A 23,805-nucleotide genomic window follows, 5' to 3' on the forward strand; every position below is an offset into this window, starting at 1 on the left:
GGTCAGTCCGCCCCCGTCAGGCCCAGCTTCTCGGCCAGCCCGATGCGCTGAAGCTTGCCGGTGGCGCCCTTCGGGATCTCGGCCACGATCACCACCTTGCGCGGCACCTTGAACGCGGCCAGCCGGTCGGCCGCGAAATCGCGGATCTCGGCCTGATCGGCCGCGGCCCCTTCGCGCAGGACGATGGCCGCGGCCACCTCTTCGCCAAGCTTCGGGTGGGGAAGCGCGAACGTCACGGCCTGCGCCACCGCGGGATGATCCATCAGCACCGCGTCGACCTCGATCGGGCTGACCTTCTCGCCGCCGCGATTGATGATCTCCTTCAGGCGGCCGGTCAGATGCAGATAGCCCTCGGCGTCGATCGTGCCCTGGTCGCCGGTGCGGAACCAGCGCCGCCCCTCGGCCTCGAAGAAGTTCTTAGCGTTCGCGTCGGGATTGCCTTCGTAGCCTGGCGTCACGTTCGGCCCGGAGATCGCGACCTCGCCCGTCGCGTCATCCGGCAGAAGCCGGGTCTCGACCTCGTGCGCGATGCGCACCAGGGGTCCCGCGGCCAGACCGACGGACCCCGGCTTCTGCGCGCGCGGCGGCAAGGGGTTCGAGGTCATCTGATGCGTAGCCTCGGTCATGCCGTAGCTTTCGATGACCGGCGCGCCGAAGGTCTCGGTCAGTGCGCGGAACACCTGCGGCGGCAGCGAGGCCGAGGACGAGCGGATCAGCCGCAACGGCACGCGCGCGATGGTCTGGGCGTTGCGGCCGGCGCGGGCAAGGATCGCCTGATGCATGGTGGGAACGGCAGTGTACCAGGTCGGCCGCGCCTCTTCCATCCACCCGAAGAAGCGCAACGCGTCGAAGCCCGGCGCGCACCAGACCGATGCACCTGCGGCAAGGCTCGAGGTGAGCGCGGCGACGAGCCCGTGAATATGGAACAGCGGCATCACGTTCAGGCAGCGGTCGGCCGGCGTCAGCGCAAGCGCCGCGCCGATATGGCGGGCCGAGGCCGCAAGGTTGGCCTGTGTCAGGGGCACGATCTTGGGCCGCGAGGTGGTGCCCGAGGTGTGCAGGATCAGCGCGATGTCGTCCGCACCGGGGGCGCCACTTCCGGCAGGCGTCGCGCCCACCCCGCCCTCGCCGCGCAAAGCGAAGGTGCCGGCAGGACCATCCCTGTCGGGCACGAGCCTGAGAACCAGAAGCCCCATGCGCCGCGCGACGGTTGACGCCGGGCCCTCGTCACCGTCGGACAGGACGACGGCCTTCGCGTTGAGGTCGCCCAGATAGAAAGCGAATTCGTCCTCGCGGTAGGCCGGGTTCAGGGGGGCTGTCACAGCCGACTGCGCGATCGTCACGAAGGCCGCCGCCATCTCGGGGCCGTTCGGCAGGACGATCGCAACCCGGTCCCCCGGGCCGATCCCGGCACCGGCAAGATCGGCGCGGACGCGTCGCGACAGGGCGCGCAGTCCACCGTGATCGAGCCAGGGGCGCCCCAGCGCACCGATCGCCGGCGCGCTGTCGGGCGCTTCCGACAGAAGTCCTGCCAGTGTCGTCGCGGTCATGCCTGTCCTCCCCCAAGTCGGAACGGCGCAGGCTGGATCATCCCGCGCCGGACCACGCAAGCTTTGGCAGAGCCTTCGCATGGCCGCAACAACGCAGGTCTGTGGGCCGGCGCGCACCCTCCGGCCTGGCGCCATGGGTGTGCCCTCGTCTGCGCCGGCGGCTGCGCCCCCACCGCCAGCCATACAAGAACGGCATGTGCGACGGCGCGACCCTTCGAATTCATGTGCGTCCTCCAGTTTGGTGTCGGCGGAGCCGCTGAAGAAAGCTTGGCGCCTGCATGCACTGCATAGCATCTCGCAGAGCGCCCAGGCGCTTCCGACAGCTCTTTACCGGGAAGGTTCCCAGCCGCTATCGCGAAGGCCTTGAATTCATGCTACCGCCCAAAGCGCCATCCGACCTCTCGCTCACAAAGAGCACGGCTTGCGCCCGAGGGTTTGCCCTTGGGCGCCACTGCGGGCGAAGGAACACGTTGCCTCGTAGGTTCCGCCGGCTCCCGCCGGGCGCCGGCGTTGAATGAATCGCCGGGCCAGCCCTGTTCCGATCGATCGCCCATCCGCAGGCTTCCCCGCAGGTCCGGTCACGGGCAGCTCGGATGTCCGGGCTTCCATTCCGCCCCGGCACGACTCGAACGCGTCATGTCGGCCCAGTCGTCGACGGTCCGCCTCCTGAGGACCGCCGTCTTGCCCCCGGACACCGGCCGAAGTTCACGTGGACTCCCCTGATTCCAGTGGCTTCGGCGTGTTTCCACGGCGATTCAAGACAACAGGAGATCGCCCTTGTTTCTCCGTCACTTGCCGGGCTATACCCGCCAGCGGAGACGTGGCCGAGTGGTCGAAGGCGCTCCCCTGCTAAGGGAGTAGACGGGAAACCGTCTCGTGGGTTCGAATCCCATCGTCTCCGCCACTATCAAACGCTGAACCCGTCGAAGGGCCCCGTGTGGGGCCTTTTTTCCTTCTATGTCAGAAGGCGCTGGCAGGTCTGACCGCAATGCGGAGACTGGGCGCTTGTCACAGAATGGATCGGCCACTGAAAGTCGGATTTGCCTGCGGTTTGGGTCGGCCCTGCGTCCACGGGGCTGGTATTGCCGTGATCACCACAGAACAGTCCGGGACTTCTGAAATCCCGTTTCGCAGGCGGGAGGAAGCCTGCCCTGCCCGACGCCTGAATCCAACTTCAGGCGGTTCGCCCTTCAGTCGCTGCATCCTCACCAGCAGCAGAATCCTCCGTCCACCAAAAGGTCGACGCCGGTGCAGTAGGAGGACGCATCCGATGCAAGGAACACCGCCGGCCCGACCATCTCGTCCACACTGGCCATCCGCTGCATCGGGGTCTGGCTTTCAAACTCCTTTGTCTGGTGCACCATCTCGGGACGGGTGTTCATTGGGGTCGCCGTATAGCCCGGCGAGATCGAATTCACGCGCACGCCCCGCGCGACCCATTCCATCGCCATCGATTTCGACATGTGGATCACGCCTGCCTTGGACGCGTTGTAGTGGACCTGCATCAGTCCGCGGTTCACGATGACGCCCGACATGGACGCGATGTTGATGATCGAGCCCTTGCCATGCTTCAGCATTGCCCTCGCCTCGGCCTGGCAAGAGAAGAAGACCCCCTTCATGTTGATATCCATGAGGGTCTGGTATTGCCCCTCGTCCATGTCCTCGGCGGGATTGGCATTGGCGATGCCGGCCGCGTTGACAGCAATGCCCAAGGGGCCCAAGGCCGCTTCCGTTTCCTCCACCGCCCTGTCGAGGGCGCTGCGATCGGTGACATCTGCGCCAATCGTGATCGCCTTGCGTCCTGTGCCTTCGATCATCGTCGCGGTGTCGGAAAGCCCGCCATCGGTGCGCCGGTCGAGGCAGGCCACGTCCGCCCCGCATTGTGCGAATCCAAGCGCGATGCGCTGCCCGATGCCGCTTCCGGCTCCGGTCACGAGCGCAACGCGGCCGGAGAGATCGAACAAGGCGGGCGCATTGAGAGAGATCGCTGTCATTCCTGTTTTCCTTGGCTTTCTTGGTCTCAGGCGGTCGCCAGTTCCATCACGGACACGTCGTTCGCTTCACTGTGGTGCAGAATGCCGGTTTGGCGGCCCGCCGCTATCACCATGATGCGGTTCGAGACCCCGAGCACTTCCTCAAGATCCGAGCTGACCACGATCACCGCGACTCCCGCTTCGGCAAGGCCGTGAATGATTTCATAGATCGACGAGCGCGCACCCACGTCGATCCCGCGGGTCGGCTCGTCCAGCAGAACCACTCTGGGATTCCGGGCAAGCCATTTCGCGATGACCACTTTCTGCTGGTTGCCGCCCGACATCTCGTTCGCGTTCTGGTGGCCACGCCCCTTCACGCCGAACCTCGTGATGTTCTCTTCGGCGAAGTCGCGGACCTTTCGCTTCGACACCCAGCCGGACCGCGCGACGGATTCGAAGTTCGAGTAGGCGATGTTTTCCTGAATGCTATGCTTGAGAACGACACCCTGAAGCTTGCGGTCTTCGGGGACCAGAATGATCCCGTTCCTTATGGCGTCGCCCGGCGATTTCGGTGTGACGTCCTTGCCGTCGAGCATGATTGTGCCCGCGCCGATCGGATCCGCGCCGGCGATAGCCCGGACGATCTCGGTTCGGCCCGCCCCGACCAGCCCGGAAATCCCGAAAATCTCGCCCTTCTTCACGGTGAAGTTCACGTTCGAGAAGGCGCCTTGTCGGGATGTCAGGCCCTTCACCTCGAGCACGACTTCGTCTGATGGATTGGGCAGCGGAGGGAAAAGCTGGTCCATGCTCCGGCCCACCATCGCCTCGACGATGGTCCGAACGGGCAGATCGGCGGTGTCGAACTCCTGGACGCGCTTGCCATCCCTCAGGACGACGATACGGTCGGCGATCTGCTTTATCTCTTCAAGCCGGTGCGAGATGTAGATGATCCCGACACCCTCGGATTTCAGCCGCTCGATCTGAAGGAAAAGCCGCTGGGTCTCCTCACCGCCGAGCGCCGCAGTCGGCTCGTCAAGGATGAGAAGCTTGGCGTCATGGGTCAGCGCCTTCGCAATCTCGATCAGCTGCTGGCTTGCGGTGGGCAATCCTTCGACCAGTCGGCTGGGGGGCAGCTTCAGACCGATTCGGTCCAGCCCCTGCAGGGCGCGACGTCGCATCTCACGGCGGTCGACCCAGCCCCGCCTCGTCGGATACCGGCCGACGAACATGTTCTCGGCGATCGACAGATGCGGAAGAAGCAGCAACTCCTGCTGGATCATGCCGACGCCTGCGTCGATGGCCTCTCTTGGGGTGGCGGGCGCATAGGGTGCGCCCAGCCACGTCATTTCACCCGAGCTGGGAAGAACGGCCCCCGAGACGATGTTGGACAGCGTCGACTTTCCGGCGCCGTTCTCCCCCAGAAGCGCCACGACTTCGCCCGCGTGCACATCCAGATCGACCCCGTGCAGAACCTCGATGGGTCCGTAGGACTTGCTTATGTTCCGCAAGGTCAGAATGGGGGTGGACGAAGGCGAGGTCATGGTCGGCTTCCGACGAAAGGCTCAGGGGTGCTTTTCGACGAACTGCTGGGCGTTGTCGCAATCCGTCAGAACCGCGTTCGGAATCTGCCGGGCGGGAACCGAAGCCCCCTTGGACACCGCGATCGCGGAGTTCACGGCCAGAACGCCCATCGCCTGCGTGCTCTGCGTCGCGGTGACGACGAAGGGCGTGTCGCAGCGGGCCAGCGACTCGAGCGCGGCGACGTCGCCGTCGTATCCGCCGACGACGATCTGATCCTCGAGGCCGGCGGCCTGAACGGCCTTGGCCGCACCCATCGCGATACCGTCGGCCTGCCCGAAGATCATCTTGATGTCGGGATGGGCCTGCAGCATGTTCTGCCCGATCGAGAAACCTTCATCGGGCGACCACATCTGCGTCCACTGCTGGTCAACCAGCTCGACGCCCGGGTTCTCGTCGATGGCCATCTTGCAGCCTTCGAAGCGCTGCACTTCCGGGGTCGTGCCCTTCTGGCCGTGAATGATGACCATCTTGCCCGAACCGCCCGCACGCTCGATGATCGACGAGCAGACCTCGTAGGACGACATCACGTTTTCGCCGTAGATCACGGTATCGCCGGGCTCGCCCTCGGGCTCGCGGTCGACGTTGATGACCGGAATGCCGGCCTGCCGCGCAAGGCGGGTGGGAACGGCGGCGGCCGCTGCCCCTGCGGGGATGTAGATGAAGGCGTCGATGCCCTGGGTAATCAGGTCCTGCACCTGGCTGACCTGGGTCGCGGTATCACCCTTGGCGTCCACGGTGATGACCTCGATACCCAGCGAGGCCGCGTAGTTCTCGACGCCAAGCTTGATCTGGTTGAAGAAGTCAGCCTGCAGGTTCGGCACGGCGAGTCCGATCTTGCTGATGCCGATTCCGACGTGGCTTTCCGCGTTTGCGGAGGCCGCCACTGCCGTCAGCGCGGTCGCCGCGAGCAAGGCCTTGATTGCGGATTTCATAGAAGTCTCCTCCTCTTTGGTTGGTCCGTCATTCCCTCGGGACCGGTTGTGCCCGAGTTTCCGGGCATTTCGATTGGCGCTGCGGACCATTGCCCGCCGTGCATCGTTATCTTTTTGCTCGTTTGAACGTTTCCGCAGCGACGGCGAACACGATCACAAGGCCGATGATCACGGCCTGAAGAAACGGTGACACCGACAACAGATTCAGGCCGTTTCTGAGCACGCCGATGATCAGGACGCCGATCAGGGTGCCGACGATGCCCCCGGTGCCGCCGGCAAGGCTTGTGCCGCCGATGACGACGGCGGCGATGGCGTCAAGTTCGTAGGCGATGCCTATGGTCGGCTGCACGGCATCGAGCCGCGCCGCAAGGAGAATGCCGCCGAGTCCAGAAAGGGCCGCGCAGGCCGTGTAGACCATGATGGTCATTCGATTGACGTTGATCCCGGCCAAGCGGGCCACTTCGGGATTTCCGCCGATCGCATAGAGCGCGCGGCCTTCCTCGCGGTAGCGCTGGAACAGCCACGCAACGATGAAGACGACCAGCATCACCGCCACGGTCATGGTAAGGAAGCCTCCGTACCGGACGATCGCTCCCATGTTGAACCAGGCGGGAAAACCGATGATCTGCGACCCGTTCGTGATCATGCTCGCCAGCCCCCTGGCGATCGACATCATGGCGAGGGTCGCGATGAACGCCGGAACCGCAAAGACGGTTATCATGAACCCGGACACCGCCCCGGCCAGCGCCGAGGCCAGCAGGGCACCCGCGATCGCGACACTCATCGGCATTCCGGCCTCGACGTTGAGATAGCCGAGAATCATCATCGACAGCGCCAGCACCGACCCCACCGACAGGTCGATCCCGCCGATCAGGATCACGAACGTCATCCCGACGGCCAGGATTCCAAGCACGGTGATCTGATCAAGGATGTTCAGGAAGTTCCGGATCGACAGGAAGGAATCGGTCGCGACGGAAAGGAATGCGCACAGTAGGAGAAGGCCAATCAGCGGTCCGGTCGCACCGCTCAGCGAGAAGGCGTCCTTGAGGTTGCCAAGACCGGGGCGTGAGTGAGTCGTGTCCGCCATACTCTCCATGCCGCATATTTATTCACACAAGATGGAAAATGCCTAGCCGAGCGGATCAGATGTGTCAAGCATGGGATTTCCCTTGCCATACACGCTTCGATGCGCCCTTCAGGGGTCATGGAGTGCGATGCCACGCCCTTGACAATCTCCCATTCTGCATGTTCTCCTAACAAAGAATATTTATGCAGAGGCGAAAATGACTCCTGGGGAACTTCGCAGCATCGCGAACCGCATTCGCCGCCGAGACGTTCAGGCGGTCTTCGAGGCCGGCGCGGGTCACATCGGCGGAGAGATGTCGGTGATCGACATCCTGACTTGTCTGTATTTCCACGAAATGTCGGTCGACCCTCTGGCGCCTCTTGACCCGGAACGCGACCGGCTTGTCCTGAGCAAGGGCCACACCGCACTCGCCCTCTACATCGTTCTGTCGGAAAGAGGGTTCATACCCAAGGATGAGATATCGACCTTCCTCAAGCACAGGTCACGCCTGAACGGACACCCCAACAGGGTCTATGTCCCGGGGGTCGAGACGAACACCGGGCCGCTCGGCCACGGATTGCCTGTGAGCGTCGGGATGGCATTGGCAGCCAAGCTTGACGACCGGCCCTGGCGCACGTTCGTCATCACCGGGGACGGCGAGATGCAAGAGGGATCGAACTGGGAAGCCATCATGGCCGCCGCCCAGTTCAGGCTCGACAACCTGACGCTGATCATCGACCACAATCGCCTGCAACAAGGCGCGCGCCTGGCCGAGACCAACGATCTCGCTCCTTTCGCGCCGAAGCTCGAGGCCTTCGGTTGGCATGTCGAAGTGATCGATGGGCACGACTACGCGCAGATATGCCGTGCCGTGTCCCGGGAGACGGGCACCACCGGCAAACCGAAGTGCATCGTGGCCAACACCAACAAGGGTCACGGGATCTCGTTCATGTCGGACAATGTCGCCTGGCATCACAAAGTGCCCAACGAAGCGCAGTACAAGCAAGCCATGGCGGAACTCCTGGAGGCGGCAGAATGAACGCTCCCTTCGAGACGGCAAAGCTGCATGACTGCCGGGACGCGTTCGTCGCCACTCTGGAGGCGATGGGTGAAGCGAACAGGAACATCGTCGCGGTCTGCAATGACTCGGTGGGCTCGTCGAAGCTTTCAGGCTTCCGCGACAAGTTCCCCGACCGTCTGATCAATGTCGGCATCGCAGAGCAGAACATGGTTGGGGTGGGTGCCGGCCTCGCCAATGGCGGAAAGGTCCCGTACGTCTGCGCGGCCTCGCCGTTCCTGACCGGACGCGCGCTTGAACAGATCAAGGCGGACGTGGCCTATTCCGAAACGAACGTGAAGCTCGTCGGGATCAGTTCCGGCATGGCCTATGGCGAGCTTGGCGCGACGCACCATTCGATCGAAGACTTCGCGTGGATCCGGGCCCTGCCGAACGTTCCGGTGATTGCGCCCGCCGACCGGATCGAGACGGCGGCCGCCGTGGCCTGGGCGGGAGACCACGTTGGCGGCTGTTTCCTGCGGTTGAGCCGCGTGGGAGTGCCGGATCTGTTTCCGGAAGACCACGTCTTCGAACTGGGGAAGGCAAATGTCCTGCGCGAAGGCACCGATCTGACCATCATCGCAAACGGGGTTCTTTCGCACCGCGCGGTTATGGCCGCGACGCTTCTGGCGGCACAGGGCCTGTCGGCCCGCGTTCTGAACATGGCCACGGTCCGTCCCATCGACGCCGAAGCGATCGAAGCGGCGGCCGCAGAGACCGGTGCGATCCTGACCTGCGAGGAGCATACGATTTTCGGCGGACTCGGCAGTGCCGTCGCGGAAGTCGTCGTCGACACCCGCCCCGTCCCGATGTCACGTCTGGGCGTGCCCGGCGTCTTTGCACACACCGGCTCGGCAAACCAGTTGCTCGACGATTTCGGAATGTCGCCAGAAGCGATTGCCCTAAGCGCCACGGCCCTTGTCAAGCGCAAGGGATGAACCATGCCGGAGCGCGTCGTACTGGCCGTCGATGAAGGGACCACGAATTCAAAGGCGGTCCTGGTGCGGAACGACGGCGCGATCATCGCCAGCGGATCGGCGCCCGTGCCGATCTCGCACCCGCAGTCCGGGTGGGTCGAGCAGGATGCCAAGGAAATCTGGGCCGCGACCCAATCGGCGATCCGGGACTGCCTTGCCGCCTGTCCCGATGCAGAAATCGTGGCGCTGGGCCTTTCGAACCAGCGCGAGTCGATCCTGATCTGGGATCGCGAAACGGGTGAGCCGCTTGGACCCGTGATCACCTGGCAGTGCCGGCGCACCGCACCGGAATGCGCGGCGCTGCGCGACGCCGGCCATGAACCGGACGTCATCGCCCGGACCGGATTGCCGATCGACCCGCTGTTCCCGGCGACCAAGATCGCATGGCTGCTGCGCGGGGTGGATGCCGACCGCGACGTTTGTGTCGGAACGGTGGACAGCTGGCTGATATGGAAGTTCTCGGGCGGCACCATCCACGAGACCGACCGCTCGAACGCCGCCCGGACGCAGCTGTTCAACCTGTCCGAATCCCGTTGGGATGACCGCCTTTGCAGCCTTTTCGGCGTCGAACCAAGAATGCTTCCCGTGGTGCGGGATTCGTCGCACGTCTTCGGCAGCACGCTGAACTCTGGCGTCTTGCCCGACGGCATCACCATAGGTTCTGCCATAGGCGATTCCCATGCGGCGCTTTTCAGCCACGGGGCCTTCACGCCCGGCGACGGCAAGGTCACGTTTGGGACCGGGTCCTCGGTGATGACCACGGTTGCCGACTACGTGGCACCGCCGGCCGGGATCACGACGACCATCGCATGGTCGCTCGACGGCGTCTCGACCTTCGCCTTCGAAGGAAACATACTGACCAGCGCGTCGGTGTTTCCCTGGACGGCGAAGCTGCTGGGGCTGGATTCCGTCGATGCGCTTCTTGATCTGGCCGCCACGGTCGACAGCACGGACGGCGTGTCGCTGGTTCCGGCCCATTCCGGGCTGGGGTCCCCGCACTGGGACGCCGATGCGCGCGGGCTGGTGACGGGTCTTTCCTTCGGTTCGGGGCCGGCCCACGTCGCACGCGCCGCCGCCGAAAGCATGGCGCTGCAGGTCGCGGACGTCTTCGCCATCATGGCTGCGGCCGCCGGACAAATCGGGAGGTTGTCGGTCGACGGAGGCCCCAGCCGAAACAGGTTTCTCATGCAGATGGTGGCCGACTACCTTGACCACCCGATCACACCATGCAGGAACTCGGAAGCATCCGCGCTCGGTGCGGCGCATATGGCCGGGCTGGCGGTCGGTTTCTGGGACGGACTTGATGCCCTGGCAAAACTCGTGAAGCACGACGACCCCATCGAACCGCGCATGGCGGCCGACCGGCGAAGCCGCGACCTCGAGCAGTGGCGCCGCGCGGTTGCGCGCGCCACGCGAGCGGTCCAATGAACATCTCTTCCAGGAACCCGTTTCAAAGGGACCGGTCGGCATGTCCCGTCTGAACGAACTGAGGCTCATCGCCCGCGTCGCGCAAATGTACCACGTCGAGGGCGCGCGCCAGGCCGACATCGCCAAGCATCTGCGCATTTCGCAGGCCACCGTGTCACGGATGCTGAAGAAGGCCGTCGACGAAGAGATCGTGCGGACGACTGTGGTGTCGCCATCCGGGACCTACGCCGATCTCGAAACCGCGATCCGGGACCGGTTCGGGGTGTCCGAAGTCATCGTTGTGGAGTGCTCCGAGGACCGCAGCGGCGCGATCATGGCCCGGATCGGGGAAGCCGCGGCACATTTCCTCGAAGCGACGATGCAACAGGACGAGATCATCGGCGTCTCGAGCTGGTCCGAGACAATCCTGCGCATGGTCGACAACATCCACCCGATGAAGGGCGGGCGGGCGAAGCACATCGTCCAGACTCTGGGCGGCATGGGCAACCCGACCGTCCAGACCCATGCAAACCAGCTGACGACCAGACTGGCCAAGCTGACAGGAGCCGAGGCGCACCTTCTGAGCGCGCCCGGCGTGGCGCAGTCGCGGGAGGCGAAGCTGGTTCTTCTTGCCGACCCCTATGTACGCGAGACCGTCGACCTGTTCGGAAAGATCACCCTGGCAATCGTCGGGATCGGCGCCATGGAACCGTCAAGCATGCTGGCACGAAGCGGCAACGTGTTCTCGTCTCGCGAACTGGCCGAGATTGCCGAGGCGGGGGGCGTGGGCGATATGAGCCTGCGCTTCTTCGACGCCGATGGAGCGCCCGTGAAGACCCCCCTCGATGACCGGGTCATCGGAATGTCGCTTGAAAGCCTGGGGGACGTGGATCGCGTCATGGCGCTTGCCGGCGGACAGTCCAAGGCCAAGGCGATCAAGGGCGCCCTGCGGACCGGAGTCATCGACCTTCTGATCACCGACAAGTTCACGGCGGCGCGGCTCGTGTCGGACGACGAGCGAACAGACACCGAGGGAGGGGCAGAGGTTGAAGCGATTTGAAGACAGCACCGTCGTGATCACCGGGGGCAACAAGGGCATCGGGTTCGCCCTTGCGCAGCGCTTCGTGGAGGAAGGCGCGAGGGTGGTCGTCGCTTCGGTCGATGCAGATGTCGAGGACGCGGCGGCGCGTCTTGACGCACCCGATCGCGCGCGCGGCTTTCACTGCGACGTCACCGACAAGTCGCAGGTCGAAGCGCTTTACGGATTCGCCTCGGCCGAGTTCGGCGGGGTGGACGTATCCGTGCAGAATGCCGGCATCATCACGATCGCGAAGGTGGAAGACCTGACCGAGGGCGAATGGGATGCGACCCTGGCCGTGAACACCAAGGGGGTGTTTCTGTGCTGCCAGGAAGCCATCCGCCGGATGAGGGCGCAGGGCACGGGCGGTCGGCTGATCAACACCGCCTCTGGTCAGGCGCGCAGCGGGTTCATCTACACGCCCCATTATGCGGCGTCGAAGTTCGGAGTGGTGGGCCTGACGCAGAGCCTCGCCAAGGAGGTCGCGCTCGACGGGATTACGGTGAACGCAATCTGCCCCGGCATCATCGAAACCGACATGTGGGACTACAACGACCGGGTATGGGGCAAGATGCTCGGCGACTACGGGCCGGGTGAGCTTATGCAGGCCTGGGTCCAGAACATTCCGATGAAGCGCGCGGGCCGTGGAAGCGACGTCGCCGGGCTTGTGGCATTTCTCGCCAGCGACGACGCAGCTTACATCACCGGGCAGACGATCAATGTCGATGGCGGGTTGATCATGTCGTAACTCGGACGACACGCACATTTGTACCGTGTGCTCAGGCGCCCTGTCCCTCGCCATCCGCCTCTCGCCCGCGTCGGGGGAATCCTTCGACCAGCTTGCGTACAGGCTCGTCGCGATCCCCTCGCACCTCCCGAGATCGGCGATACCTCCCCCCCGCTACCGTGGCGCCACGGGGAAGTGAGAGGTCTGGCCCCATTCGGCCATGGCGACACGGGCGCCGCGCAGGACTCCGGGGTCGCCGGCCTTGTCCATCGCGCCCGTCGCCTTGGCGAAGTCGCGATGCTTCACCTTGGCGGACCCGTGACGGGTCCCGTTCACATCCGTGATGGCAGCGCGCGCGCCACGCAAGGGGGCTCGCCTTCAAGCCGGAGCGCCGGGCGGCGCGACGTCCCGGCGCCGCGAGGGTGTGTTTCGTCGCTTGCTGTCCCGTTAGGTTTTCGATCAAATTCGTGACGAATTGACAAAGGTTGTCTAGTGTCCGGCAAAGAGCCGAATGGCGTGCAGGCGAGGTGAGTTTTCATGGCGGATGGAGCCGGAACCGTCGGGGATATTGCAGCCACCGGACTGACGAAAGCCGACCTCGAAGACCTGCTGTCTCGCGCGATCCAGCCCGGGGAAATCGGCCCCGTTTCCGTCTTCGACACGACCGATCTCAGTCAGTTCCTGCTTCCCCTCGACAAGACCCTCGACCGGCCGCTCGCGCTCGAGGAACACCTCTTGCTCGTGCAGGAGGATGGAAGCGTCATCGTGCTTCTTGGGGCGGGCGCGCATTCCCTGGTCATCCGTTCGGGCGAACTGGTTCTTTCCTCGCAGGAGCTTTCGGCGGTCGCGAAGCCGGAAGATGATTGGTCGCTGCTGTCGGATGCCGACCGGATCGATCTCGCGCCCTTCCTTGCCGAGACGCGCACCACGCCGAGCAGTTCGGTGGATGCGGCAGACGTGGTCGTGAACGTGCCTCTGGTCGGGCTGGCGATCAGCCCCTTGCTGCCTCCGACCGAATTCTTCTTTCCCGACTTCCCTGACGATCCCGTCGCAGGTGGACCGCCACCCGACGTCGGGATCGTACAGATCGCACCCGTCCTCGATTTTGAGGCAGATGCCCCTGTCACGCTGCGACTTGCGGATTTCTTCGAGGTCACTGCCGGAAATGCGGCCTTCGGAGAAAGGATCACCGAGATCGGCGTCACGATCGGGAACCTGCCGGCCGGCACGACGGCCTCGGCGGGGACCATCACGGGAACGACATTCACTTTCCTCGGCCCACCCGAGGCCTTCGCTGCGCTGACCCTGACGTTCCCCACCGACTTCTCGAGCCAAAGCCGCATCGACTCGGCGCCCGGACCGCTGCCGGGAGAGATCTTTGCGAACTCGAACTTCGGCGAAGGTCCGGTCCAGACCTTCCCCATCCGGATCGTCGAGGAAGCGGACCTCGAGATGACGGGACCGGGCGGGGTGGTCGAGGTCGAGACGGATGCTCCCGTCGATTTCCGACCAGCCGATGCGGTTTTGCCCGCTGCCACCGACATCGACGGCTCCGAAGAGGTCACCTGGGTTGCTCTGAGCCTGGCGGGCTTGCCGCCCGGAGCCCTGGTTTCCTACGATGGCGGAGCGAGCTTTTCGCCCATGGGGCCCGGTCTGTCGTTCTCGGGCAGTCTTGCCGAGTATGCCGCGATCGTGCTTCGGCTTCCGCAAGACTTCTCGACGACGAACCCCTCGACGACGATCTCGGGCGAGGTGGTCGCGCGAACCAATGAAGGCGGTATCGAGACCCGTCCGCTGGACGTGGTGATCGTGGCGACGCCCGACATCACCCTGACCGTCCCGCCGCTCGTCACGGCGGACGAGGACGGCGACGGCAGCGACGGCGGCGGCGTCACCGTCGATCTCGGGATCGACGTGTTCGTCAGCGACATCGACGGATCGGAGGACGGGACCCTTGTCACGCTACGGTTCTCGGGGTTGCCGCCGGGCACGCTGGCCAACGGGGGCGCCCTGACCGGTCAGAGCTGGACCGGAACGATGGCAGAGGCGAACGCGCTGGCGCTGACGTTTCCCGGCGACTACTCGGGTCGGGTACAGGTCGAGGTCGAGGCATCCAATCCCGAAGGTGCTGAAGGCACTGTTCAGACCATCGAGATCTTCCCGACGGGCGACGTCGACCTCGACGTGCGTCCAATCGTCGAAGCGGAAACCGATGCAACCGTCGCCATCAGGCCGTCCGATTTCTGGCAGGCAAGCGTCAGCGACGGCGACCCGGGCCAACCGCCGGAAGTTCTGACCGGGGTGACGCTCACTCTGGACGATTTGCCACGGGGAATGGCATTCGTCGGGGTTCCACCTTCGACCATCACCTATGATGCCGGCGCGGGTGGAAGTTTCTCGTTTGCCGGAACAGAGGCCGAGTACCTTGCGCTGCAGCTCGTCTTCCCGGTGGACTTTTCGACCAAGTCCACGCCGGGCGGCGATGCGGCGACTCTCTCGGGGACTTTCGCGGCGACGTCGAACGAAGGAACGAACGGCCCCGTTGCGGTCGCGCTCACGATCACGCCCGAGGGCGACGCCGAGATCGACGACACGCTGCCTGACATCGTGCCGGACGAGACCGATTCACCCATCACCTTCGTGCCTGCCGACCTGTTGCTGCCCGCGGCGACCGATGTCGACGGGTCCGAGGCGATCGAGACGCTGACGCTGGTCGTGGAAGGGCTGCCAAACGACGGCGTGTTTTCGCTGGCCGACGTGACCGGGATCCCGGCGGGCGCGACAGCGACGCTTGCGGCCGCCCCGGACGGCTCGAACACGCTGACCGTGACGATCGCCGCAGCGGTCGTCGGCATCGGTAACGTCGAGGCGGCCTATGCCGGACTGTCCATCACGCTGCCTGCGGACTTTTCGACCGCAAACCGCACGGACGTCGGCGCTGCGACCTCGCGGGCGCTCGACCTTACCTTGTCGATTGCAACCGACGAGGCGCAGGGCGCCGGTGACGGCGAGGCGACTGCGACCCGACAGGTCGACATCGGCTTTTCGCCAGACATCGCGCTTGACGCACCTGCAACGCTGACCGTCGCTGAAGACGACGGCCAGCCCGGCGCCCCGGGCGTATCTGTTGCGCTGGGCATCGAGATCACCGTCGACGACGCTGACGGCTCGGAAACCGAGGACCCGACTGACCCGCGCTTCGCGGCGGTCGTGACGATCGGCTTCGCCGGCCTTCCGGCCGGTACCTCGGTGAACGGCGGCACCCTTTCCGGAAGCGTCTGGACCGGCACGGTCTCCGAAGCCGAGGCTCTTGTCCTGACGCTTCCCGGGGATTTCTCCGGCAGCATCACCAACGCAATCACCGTGAGGACGCCCGAGGGCGCCGAGACAACGATCCAGACGATCGAGGTGACGCCAACGCCGGACATCGAGATATCCGGCACGATCCAAACGGACGAAACCGATGCGCCGGTCACGGTTCTGCTCGCGGATTTCGTGACCATCGCGATCACTGATCCGAACGAGACGCTGACCCGGATCGAATTCACGCTGCCGGGACTACCGGCCGGGACCACGTCGAACGCGGGCAGTTTCGCGCCGGACGCGGCGGGGACCGTGACCTACAGCTATGTCTTCGTGGCAGGCGCGGGCGACCCCGACTTCTCGACGGTCACGCTGACGTTCCCGCAGGATTTCTCGACGACCAGTCCGGACCTGCCGCTGGAGGCGACCGTCGCGGTGTCCAGCGACGCGGGCGGGCCGGTCGTTCAGACCGTTCCCGTGATCGTCGGTTTCGAAGGCGACGTGGTCTTCCCGGATGGGCAACTGGACCTTGCGGAAACCGACGCGCCGGTCACCTTCAGGCCGTCAGACGCGGTCACGCCGGGCACGATCGACATCGACGGATCCGAGACCATAGAACTGGTCACGGTGACCTTCAACAACCTGCCGGCATCGACCCGCTTCTCGACCGACGACGGAGCGAGCTTTCAGCCAGCGACACCCACGCTCGACTTCAGCGGGACGCTCGAGCAGTACAACCGCCTTGTGATCGAGCTTCCCGCCGACTTCTCGACCGAGAACCCCCTGGTCGCCCTGACGGCAACGATCACCGCGACCTCGAACGAGCCCGCGGGACCCGAGGGCACCGGAAGCGCCACGCTGACCGTGACCGTGTCGGCCGAAGGCGACATCGAGATCACCGGAACCGGCCTGGTCGAACTCGACGAGAACGACCCTCCCGGAAGCACTGACGACGACACCACGACGGGGGCGCCAGTTACCTTCCGTCTTGCGGACGCACTTCAGGCGGTGGCGACAGATCTGGACGGATCGGAAGCGGTCGCCCGGGCCGACGTCCTGATCAACGGCCTGCCGGACGGGACAACCTACGCGTTGGGCGGGGCGTTCATCGCTGTGCCTTCCGGCCCGGCATTCGCGCTGAACACCCTGACGCCTGCGCAGTACGCCGCGCTGACCTTCCGTCTGCCCGACGACTTCTCGACCGAAGGACCGGGCGGCACGATCTCTGGCAGCGTGACGTTCCGCACCGACGAGTCCATCCTTGCCGGCGAAATCGACGCCGGTCCTACCGATGGGGTCGAGTCGCGCGGCTTCGTCGTGACCGTCACGTCCGAAGCCGATGTCGAGATCACTGCCGCGGACTTCACGGTGATCGAGGATCTGGGCGTCCCGATCCCGCTGAACATCGATGCAGTGGTCACAGACATCGACGGATCCGAGTTCATCACGGGCATCAGCGTGACCTTTTCGGGCCTGCCGACGAATGGTCCGACCATTCTGGGCGACGGAACCGTGCTCTCTGGCCCCACGGCTACGTGGACGGGCGACCTGGCAGGTCTGCGGGCCCTGTCGGTCGTCAGCTTCCCCGAGCATTTCTCGGGGATCGTCGCTGTGGCCGTCACGGTCGTCACGAACGAAGGCGATCCCTCTGGCACCACCGATACGTTCCTTCTGAACGTGACGCCAGTGGCGGAACCCACCATCACGTTGTCCGTCGACGCCTCGGAAGCGAACGTGACCGAATTCGCGCCCGACGGGTTTTCTGTCAAGGAGGATACAAGCTTCCGTCTTCTGATCGACGCCGCCACACCTGACACGGACGGCAGCGAAAGCCTGACGCGGGTGGTGATCGAGAACGTGCCGGCAGGCTGGTTGCCGGCCGGCGCGGTTCCGCTCGGGCTTTTCGAAAGCGGGGGCGCCGACGTCGCTTCGGCGAGTGTCTCGGGCACGACGCTGACGATCACCTTCAACCCCGGCGTGACCGACTTTTCGGGCGCGCTGCGGGTGTCGCCTTCGTCGAACACCGATCGCGATGTCGAGACGATCGTCGGCAATGATCTTCTGGCCACGGTCACGGCCGTCGATACCGCCGCCGGACTTGCCGACGACATCGCGACCGACGCGGACAGCACCGATGTCGACATCGACGCCGTGGTCGATCCGATTGTCCTGACCACCGCCAACGCCTCGGCGAACGAGAACGTGGCTGGGTTCGTCGGCCGGCCACTGAGCATCACCAACATCGATCTGACCGACACCGACGGCTCGGAACGGTTCGAGCGGGTGACGATCACCCTGACCATCGCCACCGACAGCGATCCCTTCGACCCGACCGACACCGCGCTTCTTGAGCTTCGGGTGCCGAACGCTGCGCTGCGCCCGTTCGTGTCGATCGTGCAGACCGGGTCGACTTCCGACAGCGTGAGCTACGTACTGACGCCCGCCGGCGGGGCCACGGATGCCCAGTTCGCCCAGGCGCTTGAGAATCTTCAGATCCGCGCGGGTCAGCATTTCAGCGGAATCATCACGACCGACGGCACGGTATTCTGGACCGAGACAACCACCGGCGATGGCGAGATCGACCTTTCGGACAATCCGGATTCGCGAAGTTTCTCGACGACGGTGACCTTCCGGCCGGTGGCCGAGGCCGAACTCACCGCGCGCGTGTTCGTCACCAATCCGTCCTTCGTGGCCTCCGGCCCGACCCAGATCACCGCCAGCGCGGATGACGCAAGCGTCGTGGCGAGCGGACGGCTGATCCTGCGCGAAAGCACCGCCGACGAGTCGGGGCCCGGGCAGGTCACCGTCTTCGTCGGGCTTGCCGCGAGCACGCCCGATCTCGATGGGTCGGAGGGTCTTCAGACCCTCGTGATCGAGAACGTGCCCACGGCGTGGATCGCGGCCCAGCTTTCCGGAACGGACCTGAACCGCGCTGCGCTGTTCTCGGCCGACGGATCGGCGCCCATATCGGATGCCGAGTACGGCAAGATCGCTTCAGCGGTCTATGACGCGGGCACCGGCGCGCTCACACTGACCTTCGTGCCGGATGTCACGTCCTTTTCGGCGGCGTTGGCGCTTAGGCCGTCACTCTACGAGGACTTCGACGTGGACCGTGCCCCCGGCGATCCGTTCACCTCGGCGGGCACGTTCTTCGCTGGTGATCTGAACGTGGTCCTTACGAGCGTGGACAGCAACTCGGCCACCACCGCCACATCGCAGGCAAGCGCCGAGTTCAATGTGGACGTGAACCCGATCAACAACTTCGCCACGGTGCCGAACCTTCCAACCGGCAACGAAGCGCAGATCGACGCCGCGAACGGCGTGTTCCAGATCCCGTTCGAACCGTTGATCCCAGACGCCGACGGATCGGAAACCGTGATTTCGGTCGTCCTGCGCGACCTTCCCTCCACTATCACCGTCTGGGTCAACGACCCCGACAATCCCGGCGGCCCGAAGGTGCCGGCGCTGATCACCAACATCGGCGGTGGAGCGAACTCATGGAGCCTCGAGCGCGGAGAGTGGCTGACCGCAGAGCTTCGCGGCATCCCCACCCACTTTGCCGGGGAGTTCCCGCTGACGCTCGAAGTCGTCACCCGCGAGGCGAATGGCGGTACACGAACGACCCTTCTGAATTCTGAACTGCGTGTCGATCCCGTGGTCGACGCGGGCGACCCGTCCGAAACGCGCACGACCGACGAAGACACGGCCGTGCGGGTGCAGATTGACGGCAACCTGATCGACAACCCGTCAAATTCTCCGGGATCGCCCGAGGCGATTCTCGGAAACATCGTGATCTCGAACGTGCAGCCCGACAGCTTCGGGCGATTGCCGCTGTTCTTCGACGGCGCGCCCATCGTGGATGCGTCCGACCCCAGCGGATACGCGAACCTTCTTCCCGCCATCACGCGGCCGGGTGGCGGAGTCGAACTGGTGCTGTCGCGGGTCGAGGCAGACAACCTCTGGGTTCTGCCGGGGCAGGACAGCAACGAAGACATCGTGTTCGATGTCACCATGGTCTACTACGAGACGATCGTCGACTGGCCGGGCAGTCCGGGCGTGCCGACGCTTCAGGATCTCGTCGACTTCTTCCCAGCTGAGACCTGGACGCAGCGCACGGGAACCATCCGCATCGACGTCACCGGCGTGGCCGATGCCGCCGACGTCGACGGGCAGGATCCGGCGGGCTTCCCCGGCGACCCCGGCGATATCGCCCCTGTTTTCCGTCCCGACGAAATCGTCGACGGCATCCCCAACGCCGAGCGGATCTACGGCTACGCCGGTTTCGACAGCGCGCCCTTCGCCCTCGACAAGCGGCTGCGGGATTTCGTCATCGACACCGGCTTCATCTTCGAGGATCCGGCCGAGACTTTCATCGGGGACGTGACGCCGCTTTCCGGCACGCCAACCGAGATCCTCGTCCCCGACGGTGATCCGGCGGCGGATTTCGATGGGTCCGAAACGGAGTACTTCCTCATCACCGGCGTGCCGCCGGGGCTCTCGTTCGCCGGAGCGACGCCGATCGACATTGCCGGGCAGAGCTTCATTGTTTCAATCGAGCAATTCGACACCCTTCGTGTCGTCCCGTCGCAGGTGACGCAGCCGACCTACTATGACCTGACGCTGAACGCGATCATCCTCGAGGACGATCAGCCCTTGCCGAATCTGTCGGGTCTGACGCCGGAACAGGCGCTCGCCGCGCTCGATGCTCTCAAGGGCGGGGCGGTATCGTCGATCGACTTCACCATCGTCGTGATCCCCGATCCCGATTTCGGCAGCGGGCCGGGCTGCACGCCGGAGCAGAACCTGCCTCTGCCTGTCCTGCAACTGATCGGCAGCGGCGACGAGGACACACAGATCGCCCTGAAGGTGCAGATCACGCCCGATCCGCCGTTCTATGACAGCCTTGCCGATCTCGCCACGCTGCCCAACGGGGTCGTGGGCAGTTTCGGTCTGGGCGTGAGGCTCCCTCCCGGAGCCTCGCTTACCGCCGATCCTGCCGGGGCGGTGCTGTTCGACCCGATCACCGGTCTTTTCGCGATCGACTTCGCGGCGCTTGGCGTGGATCCGTCCGACCCGACGCTTTCGGCCGGAACGCTCTTGTTCACCCCGCCTCCGCACGAATCGAGCCCGGTGAATCCGTTCGATCCATCCGAAACCTTCGGGAACACCGATCCTTACGACGCTCTCGACCAACTCGAATTCGTGATGATCCTGAACAACTTCACCTGCGACACGACGCTGTCGATGACGGGGGGGTTCGGGATCACCATCAATCCGGTGGTCGACGGCCCTCAGATCGTGTTCTTCGGGTCGAACTCGGCGCCCGAGGATACGGTGTTCTCGCCCGGCATAACGGTGCGCGGGATCGATCCGGGCGAACGGCCGGTGGGCGAGGTGCTGATCCGCGTGGACGCGACCAACGGGGGCGAACTGCTGAATGCCTCGGGCACGCCCCTCGTGGGGACGCCTGTCGCCGGGGGCTTCGTCGAATACTCTGTGGCGCGCGCGGATCTTCCGTCGTTGCAACTGCGCGCGGGCGAACATTACAGCGGCCCACTTCGGATCGAGGTCGAGGCCGCGACCCAGGATATCGACCTTTCGATCGGGACGAACACGGCAACGCGAACCTTCACGATCATTCCCGTCGCCGACGAACCCGTGTTCACCTTCGATGACAGCCTGATCGACCCAGACACGGGCCTTCCGTTCGTCGACCTCTCCGTCGATCCCCCAGTGATCCAGGGGATCGAGGACGTGCCATTCCTGGTGTCGTCCGTCCTTGAGGCGACGACGCCCGATCAGGACGGGTCGGAAACCTATTCGGTCGTGATTTCGGGGGTTCCCGACTACCTGACCGTGACGGCAGCGCCAGGCGCGCCCGCCGGAGGGATCATCAACAATGGCGATGGAAGCTACACGATCTCGCCCGCCGCCTATCGCTTCGTTCAGCTTCTCCTTGCGGACGAGCACGCCCGCACACCCGATGCGCTTGATCCGGCGATCCCCGACAGCATTCCGCTCCGCGTCACCGTGAACACCCTGGAACTCGCGAACTCCGATCAGAACTCGGGGTTCGTCGACATCCTGTTCCGTGTGAGGCCGGATGCCGATGCCCCGACACTGTCCGCCAACGCGGAGCCACAGACCGGCGCCGAGGACAGCGGCGTGCCAACCGTGCTTGCCATCGTCGCAACGACCCCGGACCCGCATGAGAACATGGAATTCCGGATCACCCTGCCCGATGGCGGATCGTTGTTTGTGTTCGGCGTGGAGCAGACGCCGGACGCGAGTGGCGTCTATACGATCGGATCGCGCCCCCCGATCTCCACGGATCTCCCAGGGGCGCCGATAAGCTTCACTCCTATCGGGACGGTGACCGTCCTGCCACCCCCGGATTTCTCCGGCGATCTCAGGATCGGAGTCGAGGCGGTCACCATCGACGCCGACCTCGACAGCCCGTTCGTCGACCGCGCGCCCTCGGCTCCGGTCGATCTTGTCGTCGCGATCGATCCCGCTCCCGACCTCGTGATCACCCAGACAGAGGAAGATCTGGTGCTGGACGAGGGCGATCCCCCGGACCAGCCCGGCTTCCGGCCCGCCGATACCATCACGATCACGGTCACCGACATGGACGGATCGGAAGTCGTGGACGGCGTGTTCTTCAGCCTGGGCGATGTGCCGGCCGGGACCACCTACACCCTTGGTGGCGCCCCCATTGCGGCGGCGGGCCCGGACCTTGTTCTTGCCCTCAGCCTTGCCGAGTTCGAGCTTCTCGAGGTGCAGTTCCCCTTCAACTTCGCCTCGAACGGCACGACACTGCCGGGCAGCCTTCGCGCGACGACGAACGAGGGCGGCGATGCAAGCGTCGCCTTCGCGGTCGAGGTCGTGGGCGATCTCGATCTCGAGGTTACGGTGACGCCCACCGATCAGGCGCAAACCGGGATGCCGATCGAGGTGCCTCTCGGGATCGACGCCCAATTGGCGCCACCGCAGCCCACGCAGTCCGAGACCATCGACGAGATCGTGGTGACGTTCGATGCGCCCCTGCCCGCCGGCTCGACGGTCTCGGCCGGTGTGCTTTCGGCGGATCGTCAGACACTGACGCTGACCCGGGCGGCCACGCCGCCTGCCGACTTCACACTGCTCATCGCGGCCCTGGCGGTCACGGTGCCGGGGGACTTCGACGGCCCCCTGAGCGGTGTCGTGGTCGGCACCACCAACCACGGCACGACCGGACCCGAACCGTTTTCCGTCATCGTGAACGACCAGCCCGTGGTCACAGGGCCTGTCGACCTCGGCCAGACGGCCCAGACGACACTCAGCGTGCCGGTGCAGGAGTTCCTCGTGAACGCGTCCGATCCCGACGGACTTTCGGGCATCGCCAACCTCGTCAGTGACGTGCCTGATGTCGCGGCCAGCGTCGTCGGCGGCAATGTCGAGATCACGATCCTGAACGGCTACTCCGGCCCCGTGACGTTCACCTATGACGTCACCGACGCCGGCAGCCCGACGGCGGCGACGGCGACGACGGCCAGCCTTGACGTGGCAAGCCTTTTCCAGCTTGCAGAGTCCGGGAACACGACCATCGGACCCGGTGGCGCGACGATCCCCGTCGCCGACGACGTCACCGGCGGCGCCGGCACCAACGACATCGCCGTCGGAACGGACGGCGCGGAAGCCGTGATCTATGAGCCCGGCGTTCGGGACTATGCCGGAATCGAGGCGTTTTCCATGCTCGGCGGCGATGACCTCGTCGACCTTTCGGCAGCATCGACCGGGTTCCGGATCGACATGGGCGCGGGCGACGATCGCGCGATCGGTGGCGCGGGGGCCGATACCCTTGACGGCGGTGCGGGCGCGGACACGCTGACGGGCGGCGCGGGGGCCGATGTCTTCGCGCTGACCACCGGGCTAGACATCGCGGACGTCATTACAGACTACGAGGCGGGCATCGACCGGTTCGACCTGAGCACAGTCCTGACAGGAAGCGACGGGATCGACGGTCGGGCGAGCTTCGACAGCAGCACCGGCGAGCTTACCGTTCTTGGCAACGTAGCGGCGCAGGTCACCGCGGCAGGCGGAGGCATACCAGCCAGCGTCGAAGTGATCTTCCAGGATGCGAGTGGGGCGCAAGCGACGGCCGTGATCTGATGG

12 protein-coding genes and 1 tRNA gene are annotated in these 23,805 nt (G+C 65.1%); 7 read left to right on the forward strand and 6 right to left on the reverse strand.

Annotated elements, in window-relative coordinates:
- Positions 1–2 precede the first annotated feature (2 nt).
- Positions 3–1,550: an acyl--CoA ligase gene (locus ACRDNQ_RS16590; protein WP_431829826.1), complete on the reverse strand. Its 1,548-nt coding sequence runs from the start codon at positions 1,548–1,550 to the stop codon at positions 3–5.
- A gap of 814 nt (positions 1,551–2,364) precedes the next feature.
- On the opposite strand from ACRDNQ_RS16590, the gene ACRDNQ_RS16595 reads away from it, so the two are divergent.
- A tRNA-Ser gene (locus ACRDNQ_RS16595) sits at positions 2,365–2,454 on the forward strand.
- Between the two features lie 301 nt (positions 2,455–2,755).
- Here ACRDNQ_RS16595 and ACRDNQ_RS16600 read toward each other — a convergent pair.
- The 4 genes from ACRDNQ_RS16600 to ACRDNQ_RS16615 all read right to left on the reverse strand — a co-directional run bounded on the left by ACRDNQ_RS16600 (position 2,756) and on the right by ACRDNQ_RS16615 (position 7,132).
- Positions 2,756–3,544, reverse strand: coding sequence for an SDR family oxidoreductase (locus ACRDNQ_RS16600; protein WP_431829827.1), 789 nt, complete (start codon positions 3,542–3,544; stop codon positions 2,756–2,758).
- Positions 3,545–3,570: 26 nt separating this feature from the next.
- Positions 3,571–5,064, reverse strand: a complete 1,494-nt coding sequence (locus tag ACRDNQ_RS16605) for a sugar ABC transporter ATP-binding protein (protein ID WP_431829828.1) — start codon at positions 5,062–5,064, stop codon at positions 3,571–3,573.
- A gap of 21 nt (positions 5,065–5,085) precedes the next feature.
- Positions 5,086–6,036 (reverse strand): substrate-binding domain-containing protein, encoded by a 951-nt coding sequence (locus ACRDNQ_RS16610; protein ID WP_431829829.1) that lies wholly within the window; start codon positions 6,034–6,036, stop codon positions 5,086–5,088.
- 106 nt (positions 6,037–6,142) lie between these two features.
- Positions 6,143–7,132: an ABC transporter permease gene (locus ACRDNQ_RS16615; protein ID WP_431829830.1), complete on the reverse strand. Its 990-nt coding sequence runs from the start codon at positions 7,130–7,132 to the stop codon at positions 6,143–6,145.
- Between the two features lie 187 nt (positions 7,133–7,319).
- Here ACRDNQ_RS16615 and ACRDNQ_RS16620 point away from each other — a divergent pair, with 187 nt between their 5' ends.
- Genes ACRDNQ_RS16620 through ACRDNQ_RS16640 form a run of 5 tightly spaced genes read left to right on the forward strand, consistent with a single transcriptional unit; the run spans position 7,320 to position 12,369 of the window.
- Entirely contained in the window at positions 7,320–8,141 is an 822-nt protein-coding gene (locus ACRDNQ_RS16620) for a transketolase (protein WP_431829831.1), read from the forward strand.
- Positions 8,138–9,097: a transketolase family protein gene (locus tag ACRDNQ_RS16625; protein ID WP_431829832.1), complete on the forward strand. Its 960-nt coding sequence runs from the start codon at positions 8,138–8,140 to the stop codon at positions 9,095–9,097. The genes ACRDNQ_RS16620 and ACRDNQ_RS16625 overlap by 4 nt, the downstream gene beginning before the upstream one ends.
- A 3-nt stretch (positions 9,098–9,100) precedes the next feature.
- Positions 9,101–10,564, forward strand: a complete 1,464-nt coding sequence (locus ACRDNQ_RS16630; RefSeq protein ID WP_431829833.1) for an FGGY family carbohydrate kinase — start codon at positions 9,101–9,103, stop codon at positions 10,562–10,564.
- A gap of 40 nt (positions 10,565–10,604) precedes the next feature.
- Positions 10,605–11,603 (forward strand): sugar-binding transcriptional regulator, encoded by a 999-nt coding sequence (locus tag ACRDNQ_RS16635; protein ID WP_431829834.1) that lies wholly within the window; start codon positions 10,605–10,607, stop codon positions 11,601–11,603.
- Positions 11,590–12,369, forward strand: a complete 780-nt coding sequence (locus ACRDNQ_RS16640) for an SDR family oxidoreductase (protein WP_431829835.1) — start codon at positions 11,590–11,592, stop codon at positions 12,367–12,369. The genes ACRDNQ_RS16635 and ACRDNQ_RS16640 overlap by 14 nt, the downstream gene beginning before the upstream one ends.
- A gap of 153 nt (positions 12,370–12,522) precedes the next feature.
- Here the strand turns inward: ACRDNQ_RS16640 and ACRDNQ_RS16645 are convergent, their stop codons facing one another.
- Positions 12,523–12,654: a hypothetical protein gene (locus tag ACRDNQ_RS16645; protein WP_431829836.1), complete on the reverse strand. Its 132-nt coding sequence runs from the start codon at positions 12,652–12,654 to the stop codon at positions 12,523–12,525.
- Between the two features lie 231 nt (positions 12,655–12,885).
- Here ACRDNQ_RS16645 and ACRDNQ_RS16650 point away from each other — a divergent pair, with 231 nt between their 5' ends.
- Positions 12,886–23,802 carry a hypothetical protein gene (locus tag ACRDNQ_RS16650; protein WP_431829837.1) on the forward strand — a complete coding sequence of 3,639 codons (10,917 nt, stop codon included), beginning with the start codon at positions 12,886–12,888 and terminating at the stop codon, positions 23,800–23,802.
- The last annotated feature ends 3 nt before the right edge of the window (positions 23,803–23,805 follow it).

It is taken from the genome of Saliniferula longa, assembly GCF_050789285.1.
Taxonomy (GTDB): Bacteria; Pseudomonadota; Alphaproteobacteria; order Rhodobacterales; family Rhodobacteraceae; genus CAVPWP01.

Coding starts and splice junctions, on each gene's coding strand:
- ACRDNQ_RS16590 (WP_431829826.1), bottom strand. CDS start 1,550: ATGACCGCGACGACACTGGCAGGACTTCTGTCGGAAGCGCCCGACAGC.
- ACRDNQ_RS16600 (WP_431829827.1), bottom strand. CDS start 3,544: ATGACAGCGATCTCTCTCAATGCGCCCGCCTTGTTCGATCTCTCCGGC.
- ACRDNQ_RS16605 (WP_431829828.1), bottom strand. CDS start 5,064: ATGACCTCGCCTTCGTCCACCCCCATTCTGACCTTGCGGAACATAAGC.
- ACRDNQ_RS16610 (WP_431829829.1), bottom strand. CDS start 6,036: ATGAAATCCGCAATCAAGGCCTTGCTCGCGGCGACCGCGCTGACGGCA.
- ACRDNQ_RS16615 (WP_431829830.1), bottom strand. CDS start 7,132: ATGGAGAGTATGGCGGACACGACTCACTCACGCCCCGGTCTTGGCAAC.
- ACRDNQ_RS16620 (WP_431829831.1), top strand. CDS start 7,320: ATGACTCCTGGGGAACTTCGCAGCATCGCGAACCGCATTCGCCGCCGA.
- ACRDNQ_RS16625 (WP_431829832.1), top strand. CDS start 8,138: ATGAACGCTCCCTTCGAGACGGCAAAGCTGCATGACTGCCGGGACGCG.
- ACRDNQ_RS16630 (WP_431829833.1), top strand. CDS start 9,101: ATGCCGGAGCGCGTCGTACTGGCCGTCGATGAAGGGACCACGAATTCA.
- ACRDNQ_RS16635 (WP_431829834.1), top strand. CDS start 10,605: ATGTCCCGTCTGAACGAACTGAGGCTCATCGCCCGCGTCGCGCAAATG.
- ACRDNQ_RS16650 (WP_431829837.1), top strand. CDS start 12,886: ATGGCGGATGGAGCCGGAACCGTCGGGGATATTGCAGCCACCGGACTG.